Origin of the sequence: Brasilonema sp. UFV-L1 (genome assembly GCF_012912105.1) — a bacterium.
Taxonomy (GTDB): Bacteria; Cyanobacteriota; Cyanobacteriia; order Cyanobacteriales; family Nostocaceae; genus Brasilonema.
The window spans coordinates 1-23,085 of the sequence record NZ_QMEA01000076.1; the positions used below are offsets into that span (position 1 = coordinate 1).

At 40.5% G+C, this 23,085-nt stretch carries 16 protein-coding genes; 10 read left to right on the forward strand and 6 right to left on the reverse strand.

Going from position 1 to position 23,085, the window contains the following annotated elements:
- On the forward strand, positions 1 to 1,594 hold a 1,594-nt coding region (locus DP117_RS21075), incomplete at its 5' end, for a CHAT domain-containing protein (protein WP_169220211.1).
- A gap of 44 nt (positions 1,595 to 1,638) precedes the next feature.
- Here the strand turns inward: DP117_RS21075 and DP117_RS21080 are convergent.
- From DP117_RS21080 to DP117_RS21095, 4 genes are all read right to left on the reverse strand, one after another.
- A complete protein-coding gene (locus DP117_RS21080; protein ID WP_169220212.1) occupies positions 1,639 to 2,742 on the reverse strand; it encodes an ApaLI family restriction endonuclease in 1,104 nt (367 codons plus the stop codon).
- Positions 2,732 to 4,024 carry a DNA cytosine methyltransferase gene (locus tag DP117_RS21085; protein ID WP_169220213.1) on the reverse strand — a complete coding sequence of 431 codons (1,293 nt, stop codon included), beginning with the start codon at positions 4,022 to 4,024 and terminating at the stop codon, positions 2,732 to 2,734. The genes DP117_RS21080 and DP117_RS21085 overlap by 11 nt, the downstream gene beginning before the upstream one ends.
- A gap of 148 nt (positions 4,025 to 4,172) precedes the next feature.
- The gene (locus DP117_RS21090) at positions 4,173 to 4,904 is read right to left on the reverse strand and encodes a DUF928 domain-containing protein (RefSeq protein WP_339381349.1); all 732 of its coding nucleotides are present in this window, start codon (positions 4,902 to 4,904) and stop codon (positions 4,173 to 4,175) included.
- Between the two features lie 194 nt (positions 4,905 to 5,098).
- The gene (locus DP117_RS21095; RefSeq protein ID WP_169220215.1) at positions 5,099 to 7,630 is read right to left on the reverse strand and encodes a CHASE2 domain-containing protein; all 2,532 of its coding nucleotides are present in this window, start codon (positions 7,628 to 7,630) and stop codon (positions 5,099 to 5,101) included.
- 715 nt (positions 7,631 to 8,345) lie between these two features.
- Here DP117_RS21095 and DP117_RS21100 point away from each other — a divergent pair.
- Positions 8,346 to 12,971 (forward strand): CHAT domain-containing protein, encoded by a 4,626-nt coding sequence (locus DP117_RS21100; RefSeq protein WP_169220216.1) that lies wholly within the window; start codon positions 8,346 to 8,348, stop codon positions 12,969 to 12,971.
- Positions 12,972 to 13,064: 93 nt separating this feature from the next.
- Here DP117_RS21100 and DP117_RS21105 read toward each other — a convergent pair whose 3' ends face one another.
- Positions 13,065 to 13,292 carry a hypothetical protein gene (locus tag DP117_RS21105; RefSeq protein WP_169220217.1) on the reverse strand — a complete coding sequence of 76 codons (228 nt, stop codon included), beginning with the start codon at positions 13,290 to 13,292 and terminating at the stop codon, positions 13,065 to 13,067.
- A 554-nt stretch (positions 13,293 to 13,846) separates the two neighbouring features.
- On the opposite strand from DP117_RS21105, the gene DP117_RS21110 reads away from it, so the two are divergent.
- Together DP117_RS21110 and purB are read left to right on the forward strand one after the other, a co-directional pair.
- The gene (locus tag DP117_RS21110; RefSeq protein ID WP_169220218.1) at positions 13,847 to 14,875 is read left to right on the forward strand and encodes a YihY/virulence factor BrkB family protein; all 1,029 of its coding nucleotides are present in this window, start codon (positions 13,847 to 13,849) and stop codon (positions 14,873 to 14,875) included.
- A 167-nt stretch (positions 14,876 to 15,042) separates the two neighbouring features.
- A complete protein-coding gene (gene purB, locus DP117_RS21115) occupies positions 15,043 to 16,338 on the forward strand; it encodes an adenylosuccinate lyase (RefSeq protein ID WP_169220219.1) in 1,296 nt (431 codons plus the stop codon).
- Between the two features lie 169 nt (positions 16,339 to 16,507).
- Here purB and DP117_RS21120 read toward each other — a convergent pair whose 3' ends face one another.
- Positions 16,508 to 17,407: a HEAT repeat domain-containing protein gene (locus tag DP117_RS21120; protein ID WP_169220220.1), complete on the reverse strand. Its 900-nt coding sequence runs from the start codon at positions 17,405 to 17,407 to the stop codon at positions 16,508 to 16,510.
- A gap of 15 nt (positions 17,408 to 17,422) precedes the next feature.
- On the opposite strand from DP117_RS21120, the gene DP117_RS36375 reads away from it, so the two are divergent.
- The 6 genes from DP117_RS36375 (at position 17,423) to csm4 (ending at position 23,082) form a co-directional block, all read left to right on the forward strand.
- Positions 17,423 to 17,575: a hypothetical protein gene (locus DP117_RS36375; RefSeq protein WP_248277756.1), complete on the forward strand. Its 153-nt coding sequence runs from the start codon at positions 17,423 to 17,425 to the stop codon at positions 17,573 to 17,575.
- A 78-nt stretch (positions 17,576 to 17,653) separates the two neighbouring features.
- Complete coding sequence (locus tag DP117_RS36380; RefSeq protein WP_339381351.1) at positions 17,654 to 17,743, forward strand: hypothetical protein; 90 nt, start codon at positions 17,654 to 17,656, stop codon at positions 17,741 to 17,743.
- Positions 17,744 to 18,175: 432 nt separating this feature from the next.
- Positions 18,176 to 20,500 carry a type III-A CRISPR-associated protein Cas10/Csm1 gene (cas10, locus tag DP117_RS21135; protein ID WP_169220221.1) on the forward strand — a complete coding sequence of 775 codons (2,325 nt, stop codon included), beginning with the start codon at positions 18,176 to 18,178 and terminating at the stop codon, positions 20,498 to 20,500.
- Positions 20,484 to 20,942: a type III-A CRISPR-associated protein Csm2 gene (gene csm2 / locus DP117_RS21140; protein ID WP_169220222.1), complete on the forward strand. Its 459-nt coding sequence runs from the start codon at positions 20,484 to 20,486 to the stop codon at positions 20,940 to 20,942. Before cas10 ends, csm2 begins: the two co-directional genes overlap by 17 nt.
- Positions 20,939 to 22,006, forward strand: a complete 1,068-nt coding sequence (csm3, locus tag DP117_RS21145) for a type III-A CRISPR-associated RAMP protein Csm3 (RefSeq protein ID WP_169220223.1) — start codon at positions 20,939 to 20,941, stop codon at positions 22,004 to 22,006. The genes csm2 and csm3 overlap by 4 nt, the downstream gene beginning before the upstream one ends.
- The gene (gene csm4 / locus DP117_RS21150) at positions 22,003 to 23,082 is read left to right on the forward strand and encodes a type III-A CRISPR-associated RAMP protein Csm4 (protein WP_169220224.1); all 1,080 of its coding nucleotides are present in this window, start codon (positions 22,003 to 22,005) and stop codon (positions 23,080 to 23,082) included. The genes csm3 and csm4 overlap by 4 nt, the downstream gene beginning before the upstream one ends.
- The last annotated feature ends 3 nt before the right edge of the window (positions 23,083 to 23,085 follow it).

The following is a 23,085-nucleotide window of genomic DNA, read 5'->3' on the forward strand; positions in this document are numbered from 1 at the left end:
CCACCCCACCACCCCTTCTCTCCTTAGAACTTCAGCCCAGATACTAGCCAGCGCGGTTCAGCAAGCGCAAAGTTTACAAGACAAGCGAGCAGAATCTTATGCTTTTGGAACTCTTGGAAATTTGTACGAAATCAATCAGCAGTTTCCTGAAGCTCAAAAGCTGACTGAGAAAGCTTTGTTTATGGCTCAAAGTCTTCATGCATCAGATATAGTTTATCAATGGCAATGGCAACTAGGACGTATACACAACCAGCAGGGAGATCAAAAAGGTGCAATGAGTTACTACTCTCAAGCCTTCAACACTCTCCAGACTCTACGCAGTGATTTAGTTGCTATCAATCCAGACATGCAGTTTTCCTTCCGCGAAAGTGTGGAACCTGTGTATCGGGAGTTAGTTGCATTGCTGTTGCAAACAGAGAACGAGAGTATCGAATACCAGGAAAATCAAAAGCCAGAAAATCCAAAAAATTTACAGCAAGCTCGTTTTGTCATGGAATCGCTGCAAATAGCAGAATTAGACAACTTTTTTCGCTCAGCTTGCCTAACTGCAAAGCAGGAACTTGATCCAGTTGTTGATAAAAAAGATCCACGCTCAGCAGTTTTCTATCCAATAATTCTACCAGATCGTTTAGAGGTCATTCTCAAATTGCCTAACCAGGACTTACGGCACTACAAAACCGTCATTGCTGAAGAGAAAGTAGAAGGTGTTGTAGAAAACCTCAGAGAATATTTACGCGATGTCACCAGAACTTCTCAGGTAAAACAACTATCCCAACAGATATATGATTGGTTAATCCAACCTGCTTCAGCAGACTTAAACAAAAGTGGGATTAAAACTTTAGTATTTGTCCTAGATGGAGTATTGCGTAATATTCCAATATCCGTTCTTTACGATAAACAACAGCAGAAATATTTGGTTGAAAAATATGCGATCGCCGTTGCTCCTGGCTTACAACTACTTGAACCCAAACCATTGCAGAAAATCAAGTTAAACACCTTAGTTGCTGGAGTCGCTGCAGAACGTGCTCTTGAAAACCGCAAGTTTCCTCCACTTGAAAACGTACCACGTGAACTCAAACAAATCCAATCTCAAGTACCCAAGACTGAAGAACTTTTAAATCAGAAATTTACCGAAAACAATTTGCAAAACCAGTTACAATTCGCTCCCTTTGCAGTTGTTCACCTCGCAACTCACGGTGAGTTCAGTTCCGATCCAGAAAAAACTTTTGTTCTCACCTGGGATAAGCTACTTAAGGTGAAGGAATTTGATAACTTACTGCGAGTCAGCGACACAAAAAGGTCGAGTACCATTGAGTTACTTGTCCTAAGTGCTTGCAAAACTGCTCTTGGAGACAAGCGAGCTGCTTTGGGACTTGCTGGGGTAGCTGTACAAGCGGGCGCACGTAGTACACTAGCAACATTATGGTCAGTAGACGATGAATATACAGCAGATTTGATGAGTCGATTTTACCAAGAATTGAAAGCAGGAGTCAATAAAGCTGAAGCACTCCGGCGTGCTCAACTAGCTGTTTTTGCTCAACAGAAAAGTCCATATTTCTGGGCACCTTTTGTGTTAGTGGGAAATTGGTTATGAAATGTTGAACCCACATTCTGCACCTCGAACTGTCACATTAACAGCTAAGTAGGACAATCCATAAAGTATTCATCTTCTAGAGAAGTTGTTTCATCAGCTAGTGTCTGATCTTCCTTGCGGTTAATTCGCCAAGAAAAACTCTCTTGTTCATTTGATAATTCCACAGCAAAAGCTGATTCAGAAGATAATTTAGAAATAGACAAGTTTAATAAATTAGAAGCATATGTGTCTATTTCAGCAATTGGGCGACGAACGTATTTCTCAACAAACGTTCCCATCGTCGCACCAGCTTGCTCTTCAATATGTTGCCAAGCTTTATCTCCAATATAAGTTTGTCCCTCAACACGCTCATATTCTTTACTCAACTCCTCTAATCGAGCGCTGGGAGTTGGATCAAGCACCAGAAGTACAGGACTAAAGCCTGAATTTCTGCAATCTTCCGCAAAATCTAGCTCTTGTGCAAAGCGTCCTTGTCCACTTGCAGCAATAGTCACTCTTAATTTAAATTCATACGCTGTTTTATCTACAATACAATCTACCTGACGCCCTTTTTTAGGATCGCTTCTTCTACGAATAGGAGAATTTCTTGCGGAGCAAGACACTCCCCCTAAAGCGCTCGCTAGAATTGGTTCAAACAAGTACCCAGTTTCCTGAGCAGCACGATTGTCGATATCATAAAACCACTTTTTGCAAACCATCCAAGATGCTAAAGCTGGAGAGGCGATTATCCCAAATTCAAGTAATGTTCTAGGAGAGATTTGTAGCATTGTTGGAAGTGGTTGTGCGGAAAGAATCCGCTCATACTTTCTTCGTCTTTTATGGATCTCACATAAGCATTTGAAATAAGTATCAAAATCCTGAACTACCTGAGTACAACTTAAATATATTTTTGTAAAGTCTGCCTCATGCATAGGTTCTTTAAACCAATCGAGTGGCAGATCATAATAATTTCCTACTTTTTGAGGCAGTAGGTAAACTTCTGGAGGAAGCGTCTTGTTTAAGTCGTTTAGGATTATAGTCACTAATCGAATGAGCTCAGAATCATCTAAATAAATTGGTATAGCAGTTGCTAATCCCATTGTTCTTGCACGTGTAATCAGCTGGGACATCTCAAGTGTGAGTCGCTTATCTCTGGAATTAGATCGCATAAGTTGTTACTTCTTTCATTGAATATGTTACTAATGATTGGAGTAACTCCTCTGTACGGCATAGCGCCGGACTTTTACCATTAGCATCAGTCAGACGATAACCAATTAATTTTGATTGCATAGATTTGTTTACATGAGACTGTCCGCCAACAAGCCCGTCAGAATACAAAATATTTTTAGCGAAAATTTCTGCAACATTTGGAGGAAAAGCATTTCCAATTTGTGTTGCAATTGAAGAGGCATTGCCAACAAAATTATACTTATCAGGAAAAGACTGGAGACGAGCTCCTTCACGTAATGTCAGCGGTCTATCTTCAATCGGATGGATAAACTCACGAGAGACAGCACTCGTAATAGTTGGAGCGCATAAGTTAGGATATAGTCTTTTGATACCAGATGGCGCACCTCCTCTTTTCTCTGTTGGCATTCCATCTTTAACTCGACGAAATGCGCGTCTTTTAAAACTTGGATGCCAATACTCCTCTGGTAAATCTTTCATCGTCTGACCTTGTGATAGTAGTTTATAACGCTCAAGATCAAGTGGACTCGGTGAGCTAAAGTGATGCCTAACCAATCCCGTAAAATTATTATGACGCATGATGACGTCGTATTCTGTAGTTGGTGAAAGTTGATAAGCTAAGTCCTCATCTTTTTTACTAGTATCAGGCAATCCTGATATAGCATCAATTAAAGTTGGAGCATGAGGCAAAAATAATGAAAGTGAGTTGTGTTTTCCTGCTTGAAAAGAGTAAGTTTCTTGTGGAAACTCAAATGGGATCTCCATACGATTACCAATTAAAACAACACGCTTACGTGATTGAGGTAAACCATAAGCAGCAAAGTTAATTTTTTCCAGCCGCATTGAATATCCTAAATTTAAGAAGAGGCAAACTAACTCATAAATACTCTGTCCTTGGTTTGAAGTCAGAAGTCCCTCTACATTTTCAAATAAAAACCAACGTGGTTCCAAATATTCAACCAATGAGAAATAGTTAAAGATAAGGCGGTTTCTTGGGTCTTTCCAATCTCTACTTCCTGCTGTACTAAATCCTTGACATGGAGGACCACCAATAACAGCAAAGGGTTTTTTGTAAGGTGTCAGCAAGTGACGAACTTTTGATTGATCTTCATCACCTAAATCCAACTGATAACAATCAGAGTTTAGGTTAAGCTGATAGGTTTGACAGGCATCTTGATTGATATCTATCCCGAAAACTGGTTTTAGTCCAGCTTGGGTAAAGCCAAACGAAAGCCCTCCAGCACCAGAGAAGATTGAGATCACATCATCATTCATGTGCTACAAATTAAAATTCTGTATAACAATATGATAATGATAATTTCAGCACTATTTTCATCAAAAGCTTGCCCCATAAAACTCTGCGCTGAAGTTGACTGTATGCGACTTTCCTCTACCCTAAAAACATCAAGCATCAATTTTGTGAATTATAACCTTGCAAAATGGGTGCTTGGGCAAGTTCTTCCAAATCAACAGCTTTAAACAAGCTCGTCCAATCTTTAGCTAACGTGCTAACGTCCGAATGAGTACGACGGAGTTGTGCTAAATTTGTGATGGCATCGTACCAAATATTATTAGCACCATAAACCTTATACTCCTGTGATTTTGCAGTCTTCAATTGTTGCTGAAGCTGGGGAGTCAGGGCTACCCGTTGTAGCCATGCGTCTACAAAAAAATACTCTGGTTTGTTTTTTGGCTCACCACAATAAACTCGGAAAAACCAGTGATATTTTGAGTTTTGCTTGAGAGCATATTCTGATTTTGGTGGTAAGCTAACGCCTATAATCCCTACTTTTGCCGCTAATGTTAGAGAAGTTCGGTAAATATCATTACCCTGCTCATCCTGCAACACAAACTCACCAGAACTCAAGTTTGTAGGTAATTCAGGAAGATAAACCCAAAATGTGGGATACTCAGAAACGGTTAATCCCAAAAATGATTTATTATTCTTTTCTTGACCAGGTACTAAAGCAGTCACAGGTGTTTTTAAACTTGGACATCCATCTCGACGGCTTGTTGCTCCTCGGCGACGCCCAGTGGGAGCACCGTTATCAGGAAATTTTTGAGCAAAAAGATTTGGTGTGTGAGTGATTTGACTCTGATATGATTGTTTTGGGTTTGCTTGCACTTTTACTGGGTCATTCACAAGCCCAAGACTTAGTAAAAAGATAGTAAAAGCTAGTTGATATCGCAATCTTATTTGATTTATGAAAATTGAAAGATACAAGATCCCCGATTTCTCTAAGAACTCGGGGATCTTGTTTTTCACGTTAGCGTAGCGTGCCCGTAGGGCATATGATTTAGAACTGCTATAGTGTCTTTGAAATAACTTATTTTTAGTCATATTCGAGAGTTCCAACGTTTTTTGCTGTTGCTCACATGGGTAGGCGCTAGTATCTTCAACACAACCGCACAAGATATTAATGCTAATGTTGAAGGAACGAATGGAATCCACCCCGCTTGAGTAAAGATACCAAAGCAGATGCTAAAAAGTGTGAACAACGCTATGACAATCGCTAACCCTATATAAAGTGGCTCTGGAATTCCTGAAGATATCATACCACCGAAAAATGACCAACTCCATACCCACAGCGCCTCGAACCCTCTTGACCACCACCATATCTGAGGTCTACCATCTAAAACAGCACTGAGAATATGGCTCACCATCTGCGCTTGTAAAAAAACACCTGGGATTTGCTTTTCTTGATCTGGGGCGTAAGCAGTGTATGGAGTTTCCCAATCATCAGGAGAACTCGAAGCAGTTACGCCAATGAGAACGATGCGATTCTTCACCGACTTGTATAATAACTCAGGAATTATCTCGTCATTCAGAATTTGTTTGAGAGAGATTTTTTGAGCAATCTTAAGAGGAGATGGCAAAGAACGATAATTGAGTAGGATTTGATATCCGGATGCATCGACTCTTTGGTAACCACTCGTGTGAGATTGTAAGCGCGGAAAAACTGTTTTTCCTATTTGCAAATTGTTTTCTTGATTAATATCCCATTTTATGTATTGCGCATTTAGGTAGTGCTGTGCAAGTTGAAAGCCCAAAGCATATTCTGCTGCACAAGGAGATTCTAAAGGAGGAGTCAACTGTAGAAGTTGGCGACGAAGAATCCCATCTGCATCAGCCAGAGAATCACTAAAACTAATGCGTTCTCTTGAGACTGTGGAAGGAGGAGGGACTCCTAATGGTGCGCCATCATCAGGAGCAGAAACTTTGCACACTGCAAATATGCGTTTATCCTGTTGCAGGCGATCGCCTAATTCTGGATATTTCGGATCAATGGGGAAATCACGATAAATATCTATACCAATAGTTGCTGGTTGATATTGATCTAATTTTTGCAACAATTGACTGAGTGCTTGGTCTGATAATGACCAACGCATATTCATTTGTTTGTGGATTTGATCCTGAATATCCGCCTCATCAATAGTGACGATTAATAGACGCGGATCTGGTTTTTCATTTGCTGAACGCAGATGCATCAAATAATCATAAGAATGCAGTTCCCAAGGTTGTAATATCCCTAAATAACGCACTCCCATAATACTAGTAGCTACCAGCATACTAACCAGTAGCAAGGTTAAGAGATGATGCTTAGCTGCAATAACAAAGTGATGTCTCTCTAACAGGTTTTGCTTTCTTTTCCTGGAAAAAATATGGCTTTTATAGTCGTGAAAACGCTGTTTTGTTTCAGAAACTGTCACTAAGGAATCAACCTGATAGACACCTTCAGTTTCACACGATCTATCCCAAACCATCGGCGGTTCAGCTGGATTTTGGCAAATCACAGGTAACCAAGTCGCGCAAGGATATTCTCCCTCTAATCCTTGCAGTCTTTCTCGTGCAGAACGTACCGCAATATACAAAGATTTTCCTTGTGAAAATTCAGCCAGAAAATGCTTTAAAAATTCTTGAGCGACTATGTTTGGTACGGATTCACGCATCACAATAACTTGCGGTATGTGCAATTCCTGTAGCTGCTGCGCCAATCCTAGCCCATCACAAGAGTTAAAAATTGCCAAACGTAATCCACGACTTATAGCTTGCTTGAGACCATACTTTAATTGATCAAGAGTGACTAGATTGTTTTGATTAAGTTGCAAGGAACCTTTTTCTTGACCATAACAACTATGACCAGCAAAAAAAAGAATATCCCAATCATGTTGCCAAAGTTGATTATTAACTTCGTCCAGCTTTGGCTCTACTAAAAATTTAATTTCTGCACCAGTAGATAACTTCTCTAAAAAAAATCTATCCTGACTAATATCAATTTCTTGACTGTTACCAAATATTGCTAGTATTCTTATTTTCGCTTTTTGAATTTTCGGGAATCTATGTGGTTGTTGATACTCTGACGCACTCAAGGCAACTTCTGCTAGAGGATAATCATCAAAGAAGCTCCATAAATGCCAAGGTAATCGTCGTAGTAAGTTGTCGTTGGTTTCAACAATGAAGCGAATTTCTTCTGATGGTTTGAAATGTGTGCGTAATTGCTGCTCAATTTTGCGAAACTCTGCTGAATTCAGCCATAAGTTTAAACAATTGTAGAGTTGCTCGCATAAATCCTGAATCTCTACCTCAGAAATGTTAGTAATGTAAGCCTCTTCTATTTCAAAAGTATCGTCCGAATCGTCCGAATCGTCAATTGTTTCTACACCAACACGTAAAAATGGACGATGATAAAAAGCAGAATAAATTGACTTCCATTTGTGGTAAAGTTCAGGTATTTTTGGTGCAGGGGGTAAGCTAGCACTAAATTTCATCCGATAAAGATTGTCTGCTTCCCCAATATATGCTGTGACAACAGGAAAACCTTCGTATAGATTTCCTTGACCTAAGCTTAATACTACCAACCTATTCATGGGTGTCTTAGGTATCTGACTCAAAGGAGTGTTGAATAATAAATATCTGAAAATGACTTAATCAAACTTAATTTTCTCTTCTATGTGTCAATAATATCCTCATACCTTCCACCCATCCGTACAAATCACGAATTCGTGAAAATTAGACCAGAAAATGAAATCCTTTTCTTGAATTTTACTTGAAATCTAACAAATGCAACCCTTAACACCTAGTCATTTCATTGACATTTTCTTTTGCAGGTGCAAAATGTAAGTCATGAAGCTCGTGAACAACACTGAAATGTGAAAGTATAAAATGTGATTTACTTTCGTGAAATTTTAAGCGAAATGAATTAAGTCTTAAAAGATCATACAAGAGATTGAACAAGACTACAATATAGTTATAGACTCCAGAAAATAAGGGATTTCCTTAAATATGATTTGTGTCTCTTCATGAGAAAATTCGGCGTTGCTGATTGATGGGAAGAACTTTATTTGACGCAAAGCCTGCCGTTGGTGAGCTGAACCCGTTGGGTAGGGGCGCAAAGACGCGAAGAATATGGAACACCAAAAATTTTTGAGAATAAAAATGATTATCATCTACAGTCGTCTAGGTTGCCATTCCGAAATTAATTCCATTAATTTATAAATCTTATCTTTAATGTAAAGATACGAAAAAGAATAAACTGAATTTGTAGAAAAAGCATACCTACAAATAATAAAGAAAATTTTTTCTATGAGCAAATCAGTTGTTATTAGTCTAGGGAGTGGTGATTTAAACAACGGATTTCCAAATGTGACTGCTCGCTTATCATCAGGAAACTCTCTTGCACAGCAATTTGTTGGTAGCTTACCCGCAGCACCATCTTTGGTAGAGTTATGTAAGAATTGGCAGTTAAATTATAAAAATATCTGTGGTCGTCAACAGTTGCGTTCTTTATTGATGGAAGAAGATGACGAACTGGAAATTGACGAAGATGGCGTCACAAATGTTTCTGTTGTCAGTTTTTATGATGTGTGCCAAAAAGTACAAGAAAATATTAATCATTGGCTCAAATCTGGTGAATTTCTTAACATAGAACGACAACTGCGATCGCAACTACAACCAGCAGAAGAAATTCGGGTCATGATTGAAACCAATGATGACTTATTACGCCGACTTCCTTGGCATCGTTGGGATTTTTTCAATGATTATCCAAAAGCAGAAATGGCGCTTTCCCAACTGGAATATAAAAGCCGAGAATTCTTACACTCAAAATTACTGAGAAAGAAAGTTAGAATTTTAGCAGTTTTGGGCAATAGTCAAGGAATAGATTTAGACACAGAAATCAAGTTTCTGGATAGCTTATTGGATGCAGAAATTGTTTTTCTTGTCAACCCTTCGCGTCAAGAATTTAATACTCATCTTTGGCAAAATCCTGGCTGGGACATTCTTTTTTTTGCAGGTCATAGTCACACCGAAGGTGCAACGGGCAGAATTTATATTAATGAAAATCAAAAGAATAACAGCTTAACCATTGAACAGTTAGAAGAAGCTCTCAAAGCCGCGATTGACAATGGTTTACAACTGGCAATTTTCAATTCTTGTGATGGCCTGGGATTAGCGAGTGCGCTGGAAAAATTAAATATTCCAACAGTGATTGTCATGCGGGAGCCAGTACCAAATCTAGTCGCACAGGAGTTTTTTAACTATTTTTTAACAGCTTTTGCAGTTGAAAGACTATCGTTATATTTAGCAGTCCAACAAGCACGCAGAAAGTTACAAGGTTTAGAAGATGATTTTCCGGGTGCTTCTTGGTTACCTGTGATTTGTCAAAATCCAGCTGTGGAACCACCAAGTTGGCTAAAGCTAGGTGGAGTTCCTCCATGTCCTTATCGCGGATTATTTGCTTTCCGCGAAGAAGATGCTCACCTATTTTTTGGGCGGGAACAGTTCACACAAAACTTGGTGACAGCGAGCAAAAGAAAGCCATTGGTTGCGGTGGTTGGTTCGAGTGGAAGTGGTAAGTCGAGTGTCGTGTTTGCTGGGTTGGTTCCTCAGTTACGCCAGGACTCATATCTTGACTACCAGATTATCTCATTTCGTCCAGGTCATAATCCGATTGAAGCGTTAGCAGGGGCGTTTGCTTCTAGGATTGGCGAAACTCTTCTTGACTTCCACACACGTAACATTAATAAAGATATAAATCAAAGAAATCAAAATTCCAACCTCACTGCTCGTCGTCTCATAGAATTAGAACTAGAAATAGCACTGCGACAAGATAACAAAGTTATATACAAAATTATTGAAAGTTTTGTCCAGCAAAACCCCAAAACTCGTCTGGTTTTAATTGCAGACCAATTTGAAGAACTCTACACTCTTTGCTCAGAAGAAGAACGCCGGGGTGTTTTAGATGCATTACTGAATGCAGTTCAGTTCGCCCCAGCATTTACTCTAGTCTTAACCCTGCGAGCAGACTTTTACGGATATGCTCTTTCTTATCGACCTTTTAGTGATGCATTGCAAGGAGCTGTTCTGAATCTTGGTCCAATGAACCGTGAGGAGTTGCGAGCAGCGATTGAAAATCCAGCGCGACAAATGCAGATCAGACTAGAAAAGGAGTTGATAAATAAACTGATTGATGATATGGATGATCAGTCAGGACGTTTACCATTGTTGGAGTTTGCTTTAACACAACTGTGGTCAAAACAGACAGATGGATGGTTGACTCATCAAAGTTACAACGAAATTGGCGGAGTCGAGGAAGCTTTAGCTAGTCACGCAGAGACAGTGTATGCTCAACTTTCTGAAGTAGATAGAAATCGGGCGCAGCAAGTGTTTATGCAGTTGGTGCGTTTAGGAGAAGGAGTTGAGGTGACCAGGAGATTAGCGACTCGTGATGAGGTAAAGTCAGAAAATTGGGATTTGGTAAGGCATTTAGCAGATGCACGTCTTGTGGTGACAAACCGCAACGAGTCATCAGGTGAAGAAACAGTGGAAATTGTGCATGAGGCGCTGATTAGAAGCTGGGGACGCTTAGAGGGGTGGATACAAGTTGATGGTGAATTTCGCTATTGGCAAGAGCAGTTGCGATCGCTCATTCGTCAATGGGAAAATAGCGGTAACGATGAAGGTGCATTGTTGCGTGGAAAGCCACTCTTGGATGCAGAATATTGGCAGCAGCAACGCTTTGATGAACTGAATTCTTTTGAAAGACATTTCATTGAGCTTTCTTTAGCATTGCGGGATAATGAGCTTAAAAAGCACAAGCGTAGACGACAACTGACTATTTTAGGACTCACAGGTGGCTTAGTGGGAGCTTTGATCCTGGCTGGGGTAGCTTGGTGGAAATCTTTGGAATCAGGAAAAAACGAAGTTAAAGCCACCAGCGAATCTTCAGCAGCGCTGTTTGCCTTGAATAAAGATTTGGATTCGCTCAAAGTCGCAATACAGGCTGGACAAAAACTACAAAAATTAGGTCTTGCGCCTCCAGAGACCGAGATGCAGGTAAAATTAACGTTAAGGCAGGCAGTTTATCAAGTCAAAGAACGCAACCGCTTGTCTAAGCATCTTGGTGATGTTTATTGTGTCAGTTTTAGCGCTGACGGTAAAACCATTGCCTCTGCTAGTAAAGACAAAACCATTAAACTTTGGAATTTAGATGGTCAGGTACTTCACACTTTAGAGGATAGTAGCGCTGTCAGGAGTGTCAGTTTCAGTCCTGACAGTAAAATTCTTGCTTCGGGTAGTCAGGATGGAACTATCAAACTCTGGAATCTAGATGGTCAATTGCTTCACACCCTAAAAGGACATAATGATGGTGTCAGAAGTGTCAGTTTCAGTCCTAACGGTAAAATTCTTGCTTCTGGTAGTCAGGACGGAACCATCAAACTCTGGAATTTAGATGGTCAATTGCTTCAGACTCTCACTGGGCATAGTGGTGGTGTCAACAGCGTCAGTTTCAGTCCTGACGGTAAAATTCTTGCTTCTGCAAGCCTTGACAAAACTATCAAACTCTGGAATTTAAATGGTCAACTGCTTGATACTTTAACTGGACATGGTGATGCTGTTAACAGTCTCAGTTTTAGTCCTGACGGCAAAACCCTTGTCTCTGGTAGTGATGACTACAACGTTAAACTTTGGAATCGGAATAATCGAAGTGTTAAAACCTTGGAGACGCTGCATAAAGGTCCTGTCACAAGCGTGACTTTTAGTCACGACGGCAAAACTATTGCTTCTGCAAGTTGGGATGGAACCATCCAAGTGTGGAGTTCAGATGGTGGTTCATTTGTTCAAAACTACCATGCACATAACGATATAGTTTACAGTATCAGTTTCAGCCACGACGGCAAAACTCTTATCTCTGGGAGCAGGGATAATACTATTAAAATCTGGAATCAAAGTGGTCAGAAACCGCCAGTTCTAACTGGGCATAAAGCTGCAGTCACGAGTGTGTCTTTTAGCCCCAACAGTAAAGCTATTGCTTCTGCAAGTCTTGATCAGACAATCAAAATTTGGAATCGGGATGGTCAACTGCTTCGTACCCTAACTGGGCATAAAGCTGCAGTCACGAGTGTGTCTTTTAGCCCCAACAGTAAAATGATTGCTTCTGGGAGTGAGGACCGTACAATCAAAATTTGGAATTTAGATGGTCAAGAACTCGCAACCCTAACTGGTCATGAAGCTGCTATCACGAGTGTGTCTTTTAGCCCTGACGGCAAAACCATTGCTTCTGCTAGTCTTGACGGAATGATTAAACTCTGGAGTTTAGATGGTCAAGAACTCAGAACCTTTGCTGGGCATAAAGCTGCACTCACGAGTGTATCTTTTAGTCATGACGGCAAAACCATTGCTTCTGCTAGTCTTGACGGAATGATCAAACTTTGGAATTTAGATGGTCAAGAACTCGCAACCCTAACTGGTCATGAAGCTGCTATCACGAGTGTATCTTTTAGCCCTGACGGCAAAACCATTGCTTCTGCTAGTCTTGACGGAATGATCAAACTCTGGAATTTAGATGGTCAAGAACTCAAAACGCTTACTGGTCATCTGCGTGGTGTTACAAGCATATCTTTCAGCCCTGATAGCAAGACCATAGCTTCTAGTGAGGACAACATCATCAAACTTTGGAGTTTGGATGGTGAGGAACTATCAACTATCACTGGACGACACAAGGGTGCTATTAATAGCATCAGTTTTAGTCCTGATGGCAAGACACTTGTTTCTGCAAGTCAGGACAAAACACTTATCCTGTGGAATTTAAACATAAATGATTTACTAGTACGTGGTTGTCTTTTACTACAAGATTATCTAAAAACCAATCCCAATAACAATGAAGACATTCACCGTTTTTGTGACGATATTAAGACTTCTCGCTTATAAAGAAAATTGCATAATTACATCAGTCCAGCCAAAAGTAAATTTTTACTTTTGGCTTGTTATAGGGAGTTAGAATCAACCCAAAGGATATGACTTCTACTCAGCTTTCTCGCCTCTGGAGTTGACTCTAACAGGTCTTTCACCAGGCTTACAGGGAGGCTCATGGCTGCTACTACCATCTGCTGAAAAACAAACGATTCTATCACCTCCACCTCGTCGAGCATTTTCAGTTGTTGTTGCTGTTGTTGCAGTATTCTGAGTTGGAGTTAGTGAAGCAACTAATGCCTGAGTTAAAGCATTGACTGACAATTGGAACTTTTTCATTGTTTTACCCTTGAAATATAATGTTGAAGTTGACAATAGAGCGATCGCTTTTGTTGCAATTATGGTTAGTAGAATTTATAGCTACTACTTGTACATCTAACTCTGACTTCTCGAAGAAGTTTATTTAAGAGCTACATAGCACTTTGCAACTTTTTCGGAATCTCAAAGATTTCGATCTCTCTGTTTTTTTATAGGAAGCAATCTTTTGACTTTATGCAGTTAGGGAGTTTATGATATGGGCAAATACCTTTAGAACTTACGCAAAAGAAACCCGGTTTCTACCAAAAAGCCTCTGTTTTGCAACCAAATAGGAACGAAGAAACCGGGTTTGGTGGCAGATGGTGCGTAAGTCTTAACCTTGATATTACAGATGCAAAGTCCACAACTGGGATTTGATTCGTCAGGTGCGGACATCAGAACTTGATTTCCATGAAAAATGTGATTTCTCCCTCAAGGGCACTGTACTAATGCCTTGGGAAGGATGCAAAAAAGATAATATCTCTGGTATTTATTTTTTCAGGAGGTCAGCACATCACCAAAAAGGAGATACTTTAATGAATTTCAAGGCAATTGTGGGGCTGTTCCAAGAAACGTTTCATGAATGGAGCAAAGATAAAGCGTCACGGTTAGCCGCAGCACTATCTTATTACACAATCTTTTCTATTGCTCCATTGCTGATTATTGTGATTGCGATCGCCGGTGCAGTACTTGGAGAAGCAGCAGCAACAGATGCAATTAAGCAGCAACTTGAAAGTTTAGTAGGTCCTGATGGTGCAGGCGTTATCCAGACAGCCATTCAAAGTGCCAACCAGCCGAAAACCGGGACTATCGCCTCTATCATCAGTGTCATAGTCCTGATGTTTGGTGCGACTGGTTTATTTAACGAATTGCAAGATGCGCTGAATACAGTTTGGGAAGTGCAGCCAAAACCCGGACGCGTGATGAAAAACATGGTTCGCCAACGCGTAACCTCATTTGCGATGGTGCTAGCAATTGGTTTTTTATTACTCGTCTCACTTGTGATTAGTGCAGTGTTAGCAGGGTTGATTGGTTACTTTAGAAATGTGGTGCCTGGTGTCGGTTTTATCTGGCAGTTTCTTAACTTCCTTCTTGGTTTTACGATTACCACGTTGCTATTCGGACTGATTTTCAAAGTCTTGCCAGATGTTAAAATCACTTGGAATGATGTTTTAATTGGAGCTGCCCTCACTTCACTTCTGTTCTCTATTGGTAGGTATCTTTTAGGACAGTATCTGGGGAACGGTAGTTTTGGCTCAGCTTACGGTGCTGCTGGCTCAGTAGTCGTTATCCTAGCTTGGGTTAATTATGCTGCCCAGATTCTTTTTTTTGGTGCTGAATTTACCCAAGTTTATGCTAGAAAGTACGGTTCCCGTATTGTTCCTGATAAGAATGCTATTCCCATAACTGAAAACGCTCGTCTTGAGCAAGGATTGAAACCAAATAATAGGAATACACAAACAAAGAAACAGTCTGGTAATGGCTCTAACTTTATTCATCGAATTATGCGACGCTTTACTCAGGCAAAGCGCATGAAGCGTAAAAGAAGTCATCGGGAATTATAAAAATTCACGCATTTGCTGCCTACGGCACGCTACTAACACATTCAAATCAGAATCGGGATATATCAACTTTATGAGTGAAAGCAAACTTTTGGTTAAACTATGATACATAGTCTTCATGACTTGCCACGTTCTTTGTACAATATGACGGTTGTATTCTGTGGCGGACTGTGATTGAGCGTTATACCTTGCCCGAAATGGGCAATCTCTGGACAGAAGCATATAAACTGAAAACTTGGCTGCAAGTAGAAATTGCTGTTTGTGAAGCTCAAGCTGAGTTGGGTTATATTCCAACTGCTGCAGTTGAGGAAATTAAGGCAAAGGCGAATTTTGATCCAAAGCGGGTGCTGGAAATTGAAGCTGAAGTCCGCCACGATGTGATTGCTTTCTTGACAAATGTCAATGAATATGTAGGTGATGTGGGGCGATATATCCACTTGGGTTTAACGAGTTCTGATGTGCTGGATACGGCTTTAGCATTGCAACTTGTTGCAAGTCTGGATGTGGTGATGCAACGCCTAGAAGAGTTGATTTCGGTGATTCGTCAAAAAGCAAAGGAACATCGCACTACAGTGATGATTGGACGTTCCCACGGTATTCACGCTGAACCAATTACCTTTGGTTTTAAGCTTGCTGGGTGGTTAGCAGAAGTTTTGCGACACCAAGAACGTTTGAAAATTTTGCGTGAAACAATCGCTGTTGGTAAGATGTCTGGTGCGGTGGGAACTTATGCCAATATTGAACCTCGCGTAGAGGCGATCGCCTGTCAAAAACTCGGACTCAAACCCGATACTGCATCGACACAAGTTATATCGCGCGATCGCCACGCTGACTTTGTGCAGCAATTTGCTTTACTCGCTGCATCTATAGAACGCTTCGCCGTTGAAATTCGGAACCTACAAAGAACAGACGTTCTAGAAGTCGAAGAATTCTTCTCCAAAGGGCAAAAAGGTTCCTCAGCAATGCCCCACAAACGCAACCCCATTCGTTCAGAAAGACTGACAGGAATGGCAAGACTGGTTCGTTCTCATGCTGGCGCTGCTTTGGAAAATATCGCACTCTGGCATGAGAGAGATATTTCCCATAGTTCGGTAGAAAGAGTGATTCTTCCCGATACTTGCATTTTGACGCACTTTATGCTCAAGGAAATAACCGACTTGGTAAAAAACCTGTTGGTTTATCCAGACAACATGGAGCAAAATTTGTACTGCTATGGTGGTGTTGTATTCAGCCAGAGAGTACTATTAGCACTGGTAGACAAAGGAATAAGCCGTGAAGAAGCTTATGCAATTGTACAAGGAAATGCTCACACGGCTTGGAATAAACCAGACGGAAATTTTCATGAGTTGATTGTCAAAGACTCTCGCGTTACCCAAAAGTTGTCGTCAGCAGAAATTGAAGCGTGTTTTGATCCACAGCAGCATCTGCGACACCTTGAGCAGGTTTACCAACGGCTGGGAATTTAAATGACCAAAACTAGGGGTGTAAGGGTGTAAAAGGAAATAACAAAATGTGCTCTCTTGAAAAGTTACCTGCGGCGGGAAACCCCGTCCCCAGTACTTTTCGCTACACTCTAAAGCGGAGCCAAAAGGGTTCAAGCTTCCACTCATTGATTTCCTCTACACCCCTATTCCCTTATCCCCTTACACCCCTAATTTTTGACTTTCCCCGGTTTATTTTCTCCTTCTTCAAGGTGGTAAGAGGATCACTCACAGAGGTAACTGCTTGGGGACGGAATTGTAGCGAGGGATTTTGCACCACTTTCAGGGCTTTTTCCAAGTCTGCGACAACTGTGTTCAGTTCTTTTGTAGACACCTGATTCAGATTTTCTTGCAGACTTACAGCGATCGCACCCAAAGCATACGCTGCACTGTGGCGAACTGTGACATCTGTATCTTGCAAACGGGCAACCAAAGCAGGTACCGCAGGTACAGATGCTTTGCCAATACTACCTAATACAGAACCAGCATTTACACGCGTCCAAACATCTTCATCCTGTAACTTTTTTATCAAGGTAGGCACAGCAGGTGCAGCATCTTTTCCTATAGCGCGTAACGCATGGGCTGCACTATATCTTTCCCATTCCTTTTCACTGTCTAAACCAGCCATATAGTGAGGAACGTAAGCTTGTTTGCCAATCTTTTCAATCGCTTGGACTGCATGAGAACGAACAGCAGCATCTTTGTCATCAATTGCTCGTACTAAGGGGATTGCAGCTTGGGCAGCGGCTGGTCCCATTTTACCAAGAATGATTGCAGCACTCGCACGCACCTGGGCATCGCTATCTTCCTGCAAAGCTGTAATTAAGGCGGGGACAGCAGGTTTACCCACACTGACTAAATAATCTATTGCAGCAGAACGCTGTTGAGGATTCTTTAAGCGTTGAATATGAGAACTAATTTGTGTTTCAGTCAGTGGTTGTGCCGAAATGGGATTAGTGAGTAGTAAAGGTGATGAAAGACAGACTAGAGCGATCGCTATTTGGGATGCAATGACATTGAAGCGCAGTTTCTGGGTATATCTAGTGACAGGCATAATGCTAGAAATTTTTTGAGAAAACCTTATAGATATATTCAGTATGCAGAAGAATGTGAATTAGGAATGGTGATGATTAGTTTACACCAGTTTAAGACGGAACACAGACTTTTGAGCAGTGGACAATCAGAGGGTTTGGGTGCTGTAGGTTTGGTAGTCAAAGATTAGGATGACAAAACACTTTGGGAACTAGGAGAAGATATCTTCCGGCATTCTGAGTGCAAAGATCAAGCGATCGCTGTTGACATTACTGGTGGTACTAAAATGATGAGTGTGGCGTTAGCTATGGTTTGTATTCCTCCAAGATGGCAGATGCAATACAGCAATCCTAGATGATTGATGAATATCCGTAGTGCTGCTCTTTTTTTATTAAAATTGTGGGCTTTGCGTAGATATTTTAACGGGTCAAATTCTTTACTGGTAGCATGGTCTAAGATACTTTGAGCCACATTGATATAAGTAGAACTATCCTACTCAGCCATATATTGCTGTATTTCGGCAACTTCCGCCTCAGTATATCCTTGACAGAGTTGGGCTAAAAATGGATCTGCTGGTGGTTCATCGTACAATATTCTTCACTTTTACTAGTTTATTAAGTAAGCTTTACAACTTTAAGTTATTGTGAAGTGCCAGTATTTCTAAGTAGGAATAATTTAGTCTAGTTGTATACTAACATCTGATTATTTGCTAGCAGTTAGGAATTGGAAAACCCCAATTCCACTCATAAGCTATGATCCACGCAGTTCCGCACAACTAATATGAAATGTAATGACTGACTCAAAAGCTACCGACGCCGCATTGCCAGTCGCCCAACAAGCTGTGTGGGTTTTAGCACAATTAGCTGGTGTACAATTACTGAGTAAATGGTATCCAGAGGATTCAAAAGCAATCCAGCAAGCAAAGTGTATCTTATGGTGTAACAAACCAGATATTCTGTGGTCTAAAGAGAAAGAAAATAGTCTAACTCCCTTACGCTTGTTGTTTGACCAAGTCCAGCTGTCGCAATGTCAGACTATTAGACATTACTGGGAAGCAACCTACATTAAAGGACTCAATCCGCAAATTCCCTATCCACAGAAAGAAGAATCACCAGAAGAAAAAGATATTGAATTTCTCAAACAACGTATCCAGCGAGTTTTCACTTTAGAGAAATTTAACGATACAAATTGGAAGAATCTATCACTACTCACCCTAATTCTAGAGAAATTTGGCTCCTATGTTAGCTTGAATCATTCGGATATTGCCCTTATTGATATGGTAAGGGCAACTGGTGCTGTAGCAGCTGCGCTAGCAAATAATCTTGAAGCTAAACAACTTAGGTTAATTGCTGGAGATTTATCAGGTATTCAAAAATTTATCTACACAATTAGTTCTGCGGGTGCGCTGAAGTCTTTGCGTGCGAGAAGCTTTTACTTAGAGTTAGTGACAGAAGAAGTCGTTCAACAACTGCTGCAAAAATTAGAATTACCGCGTACTAATGTGATTTATGCTGGTGGCGGTAACTTATATCTGCTTGCACCTATAGATACGACAGAAGATAAACTGAAAGAAGTGAGTCAGAGGTTAAATAATTGGTTAGTAGAAGAATTTCAAGGTAAAGTTTTTCTAGCTTTAGACCATGTAGACTTTCCCATTAAAGATGTTGCTACTCAAGAATTTGCAACGCATTGGTCAAAAGTAACTCAGAAACTATCAGAACAAAAATCGCGAAAATTTGTCAACCAAATTGTAGACTTCCTTAAACCTCGCGACAGTCACACGCCCTGCAAAGTTTGTCATCGAGATGATTTAGAAGAATTACAACCATTGAGTGATGAAATTTCAGTGGAAGCTTGTCCTACTTGTCGTAAGATGTTTGAGTTAGGTGGCAAGCTTTTAAAAGTACAGGCAATTGTGCGATCGCCGCGAGATAAAATCTCAGATGACGCTTTTACATTAACTTTCAAGCTTTCAGATGAGCCTGTCTACTATCACATATTTAAGTATCGCAAACAGGTAAAAGAAACTCTAGAGACTGAGACAGTTTACTTAGTCAACGACTGGATGATATATCATTACTATCGCTCTACTAATACTGTCCCGTTTTTGCTTGGTAATTACGCTCAAAAAAGTGAAGAAGAAGAACCAGGTTCACCTATCCGCGCAGGCGAGATGGCGAGAATTGCCAAAGGGATTGAGAGAGTTGGTTATTTACGAATGGATGTAGACAGGCTGGGACAAATTTTTGCCAAAGGGTTGGGTGATAATCGAACTTTGCCAAACTTAGCTGGTCTATCTCGCCAGATGAGTTATTTTTTTAAAGTCTATCTCAACAGTTTAGCAGAGAACCGTCAGGAGAATTTTCTGAAACAGCAAGAGAGAGGACAGGTTTTAAAAAACACCAAATCTCTGACTCAAGATGAACGAAAAAATTTAGTCTTCATTTACGCGGGTGGAGATGATGTCTTTGTCAGCGGTGCGTGGAATGAAGTTGTAGAATTTGCCTTTGACGTTTATCAGTGCTTCCGCGCTTATACTGGAAATCATCCTGATATTACCTTATCAGCAGGTATTAGTATTGATGATATTAAGTTTCCTCTTTATCAAGCTGCGGAATCGTCAGGTAAGGCTGAAGATGCTGCTAAAGGAAATGGTAGAGACAGTTTAGGATTATTTGGGCAAGTCTTTAAGTGGGACGAATGGCTGGGAATAGAAGATATCAATCTTCTTGATTCTGAGATGAAACAATATCTACATCCAGAAGCCAAGCCAAACCTGTTGGGTGTCTTACCATTTGTCGAAATACTGGAACAGCAAAAGATTGAGGTGAATTATTCCCGTAATTTTGTGCGTAATTTGCTCATCACTGCACAAATACAAGAGCAAGCACTGAAGAAGTTTGAAGACAGGAAGTCACAGGAGGCTTTAGGAACTCGCTATTATTTGCACTTACCAAAGATAGCTTATACTCTAGCGAGGTTACCGAATAGGGTACTAGATAACAATGATTTTCGGACTTCTTTAAAAAGCCCTTATAATGCACCGTACTTTCGGGCGATCGCGACTTGGATTGAACTCTTAAACCGCTCATCAAACTATGACACAACGAAATAGACAATCTAATGATGGTGATGATATTGTCACAACAATGGTTAATAAAATTAACACTCTAACTCCAGGACTGCAAGAATATAAAATTCGTGAGTTAGTAGAGGACACTGAACAACTTGGTAAGGAACTTGCTAAACAACTAAAAACCAATCAAATACGTAAATTTTTAGATGCGGTAAATCGTCTCAAAGCTAATCTAGCTAAAGACGATAAAAAGAACTTTTCTGTTATTGAAAACGACCTTGTTTTCTTAAAACCTAAACTTGCTTATGCTGCGGCTCGACAACAAAAAAATAGTAGAGACCCTGGACCCGTTGCTCCATTTAAGCAAGTGTTGGATGCAGCAATTAAACAGGTGAAAACTACGGAAGACTTTGACAGATTTGTTCAACTGGTTGAAGCAGTGATTGCTTACCATAAAGCAGCAGGAGGAAAAGACCAATGACAATATCAACAAATAATTTTGAACAAAAACAATTACTGGGTAAAGTTAGAGTTACCAGTAACCTTATAGTAGAAACTGGTATTCATATTGGAGGAGGTGGCGAAAGATTAGATATTGGTGGACTGGATAAACCGGTTATTCGCAACCCTTTGAGTCGCCATCCCTATCTACCAGGATCATCTATTAAAGGTAAGCTGCGTTCAATTTTAGAGCGTTTATTGAAAAAACCCCTGAATCGTCCAGGAGGTAGTGGTACTTATCGTTATGAAAGTGATGATTTAGTGGCTGGTTATACAGAGATAAAAACAGATAATTCGCCTATACTCATTAGTTTTGATGGGGCGAGAAATTGTAAGCTTTGCAGAATTTTTGGTTCAACCGGCGTTAATTTTTGGGTGAAAAGTGATGTCGTCAATCAAGAAAGATTAGAGCGAGTAGCTAATGTTGAAGCGCAAATGATTATCAGGTCTGGTAGTGAAGAACATAGATTCGCACGATTTGAAACTCAAAGGACAGAAATTGCACACGGAGAAATACGAGAGCAATACGTAAAAGTTAAAGGACGAAATGCACCTGCTCGTTTAATTGTAAGAGATTGCAATTTATTAGATAAGTCAATTGAATTGCTGGAGCGAGTTGATACTGGTTTGTACATGACTGAGTGGAAATTTGAAAACGGTATTGATCGAGTCACAGCGGCGGCGAACCCCAGACAAGTAGAACGTGTACCAGCAGGAGCAGAATTCCAGTTTGAATTAATTTATACTGTAGAAGATGCGGCGCAAGCCATAGAAGACTTACAAAATATTGCGATCGCTCTTGCCATTTTAGAAGATGATGCACTCGGTGGACATGGTTCCAGAGGTTACGGCAAAGTCAGATTTCAGAACTTCGAGTTTTCCTATCGCAGCTTAGAGCAATACCGTCAGATAACCAGCACTCCTGCTGGAACATCAAGTTTACAGCAATTTGCACCCATCGCCAACACACAAGCACTCTTAGATAACTTCGCAAGCTTACGCGAGTACATTGAGGGGCGGTTACTGCCAGGAAATGAATCATGAGTGTCTGGAAATTAGTTAAACTGAAGTTTGGACGCAGTCCTGCTCACTTTGGAGAAGTCGGAATTGGTATTGAAGAAACGAGCGATCGCGTGCGTTCAGATACTTTATTTAGTGCTTGGGTGAGTGCTTATGCGCGGTTGTTTGGTAAAGAAGCTGTTGAGGAATTATTACAGAAATTTCCCACTGATAAGCAACCTCAACTGATATCTCCCTTCCGGGTAAGTTCAACATTTATCTATCGACAAAACAACGAACACACAATCTACTATCTTCCCCGTCCCCTTAAATTTCCCATCAACTACCCGCAAGGAACTGAAAAAGAGTTAGAGTTTTTTAAAACCTATAAAAAACTTAATTATTTGCCTTTGGAAGTTTGGCAAAGATGGTATCAAGGCGAAGGGTTCATAGATACTGATGCTGAAGAGTTAATTGCTGAAACAAAAGGTAAATCTCAGGGACATCTGTGTCAAGCAGGAACCTTTGACTACAAAAAAGCCTTTGAGATTGACCAATTCCCCAAAATTGCAGTAGACAGAATTACTAGAGCTACAAACTTTTATCAGACTGGTTTTGTCCAATTTCAGTGGGAGCAAAATGGCAATGACATTCAAAGTTTATCAGGTTTATATTTTCTGCTGCAATTCTCGCCAGAAGGAGAGAAACTTGCAGATAACCTAAAAGCTGCATTGTATCTTTTGGGAGAAGAAGGACTTGGGGGAGAACGTTCTAGCGGTGCAGGAAGATTTCAAGTTGAGTGGTTAGAATTACCTGAAAATTGGCATAATCTCGTGAAATTTTCGGCTGGAACTTATCACAGCCTGATCAGCTTATTTTGGGAACCATCCCTATCAGATGACTTTTTAAATAACGCCAGCTATGAGATTCAAGAACGGGGTGGTTGGATAGCTGAAAATCAGGTGCGTCGCAAAATGGTGCGAATGTTTAGCGAAGGTTCAGTTTTTCTTACACCACCACAAGGAAAGCTAGTGGATGTCACACCTAAAGATTTTAAAAAACATTGCATTTACCGAAGTGGTATTAGCTTAAGTCTTCCTATCAAAGGACAGGATAAATAAAAT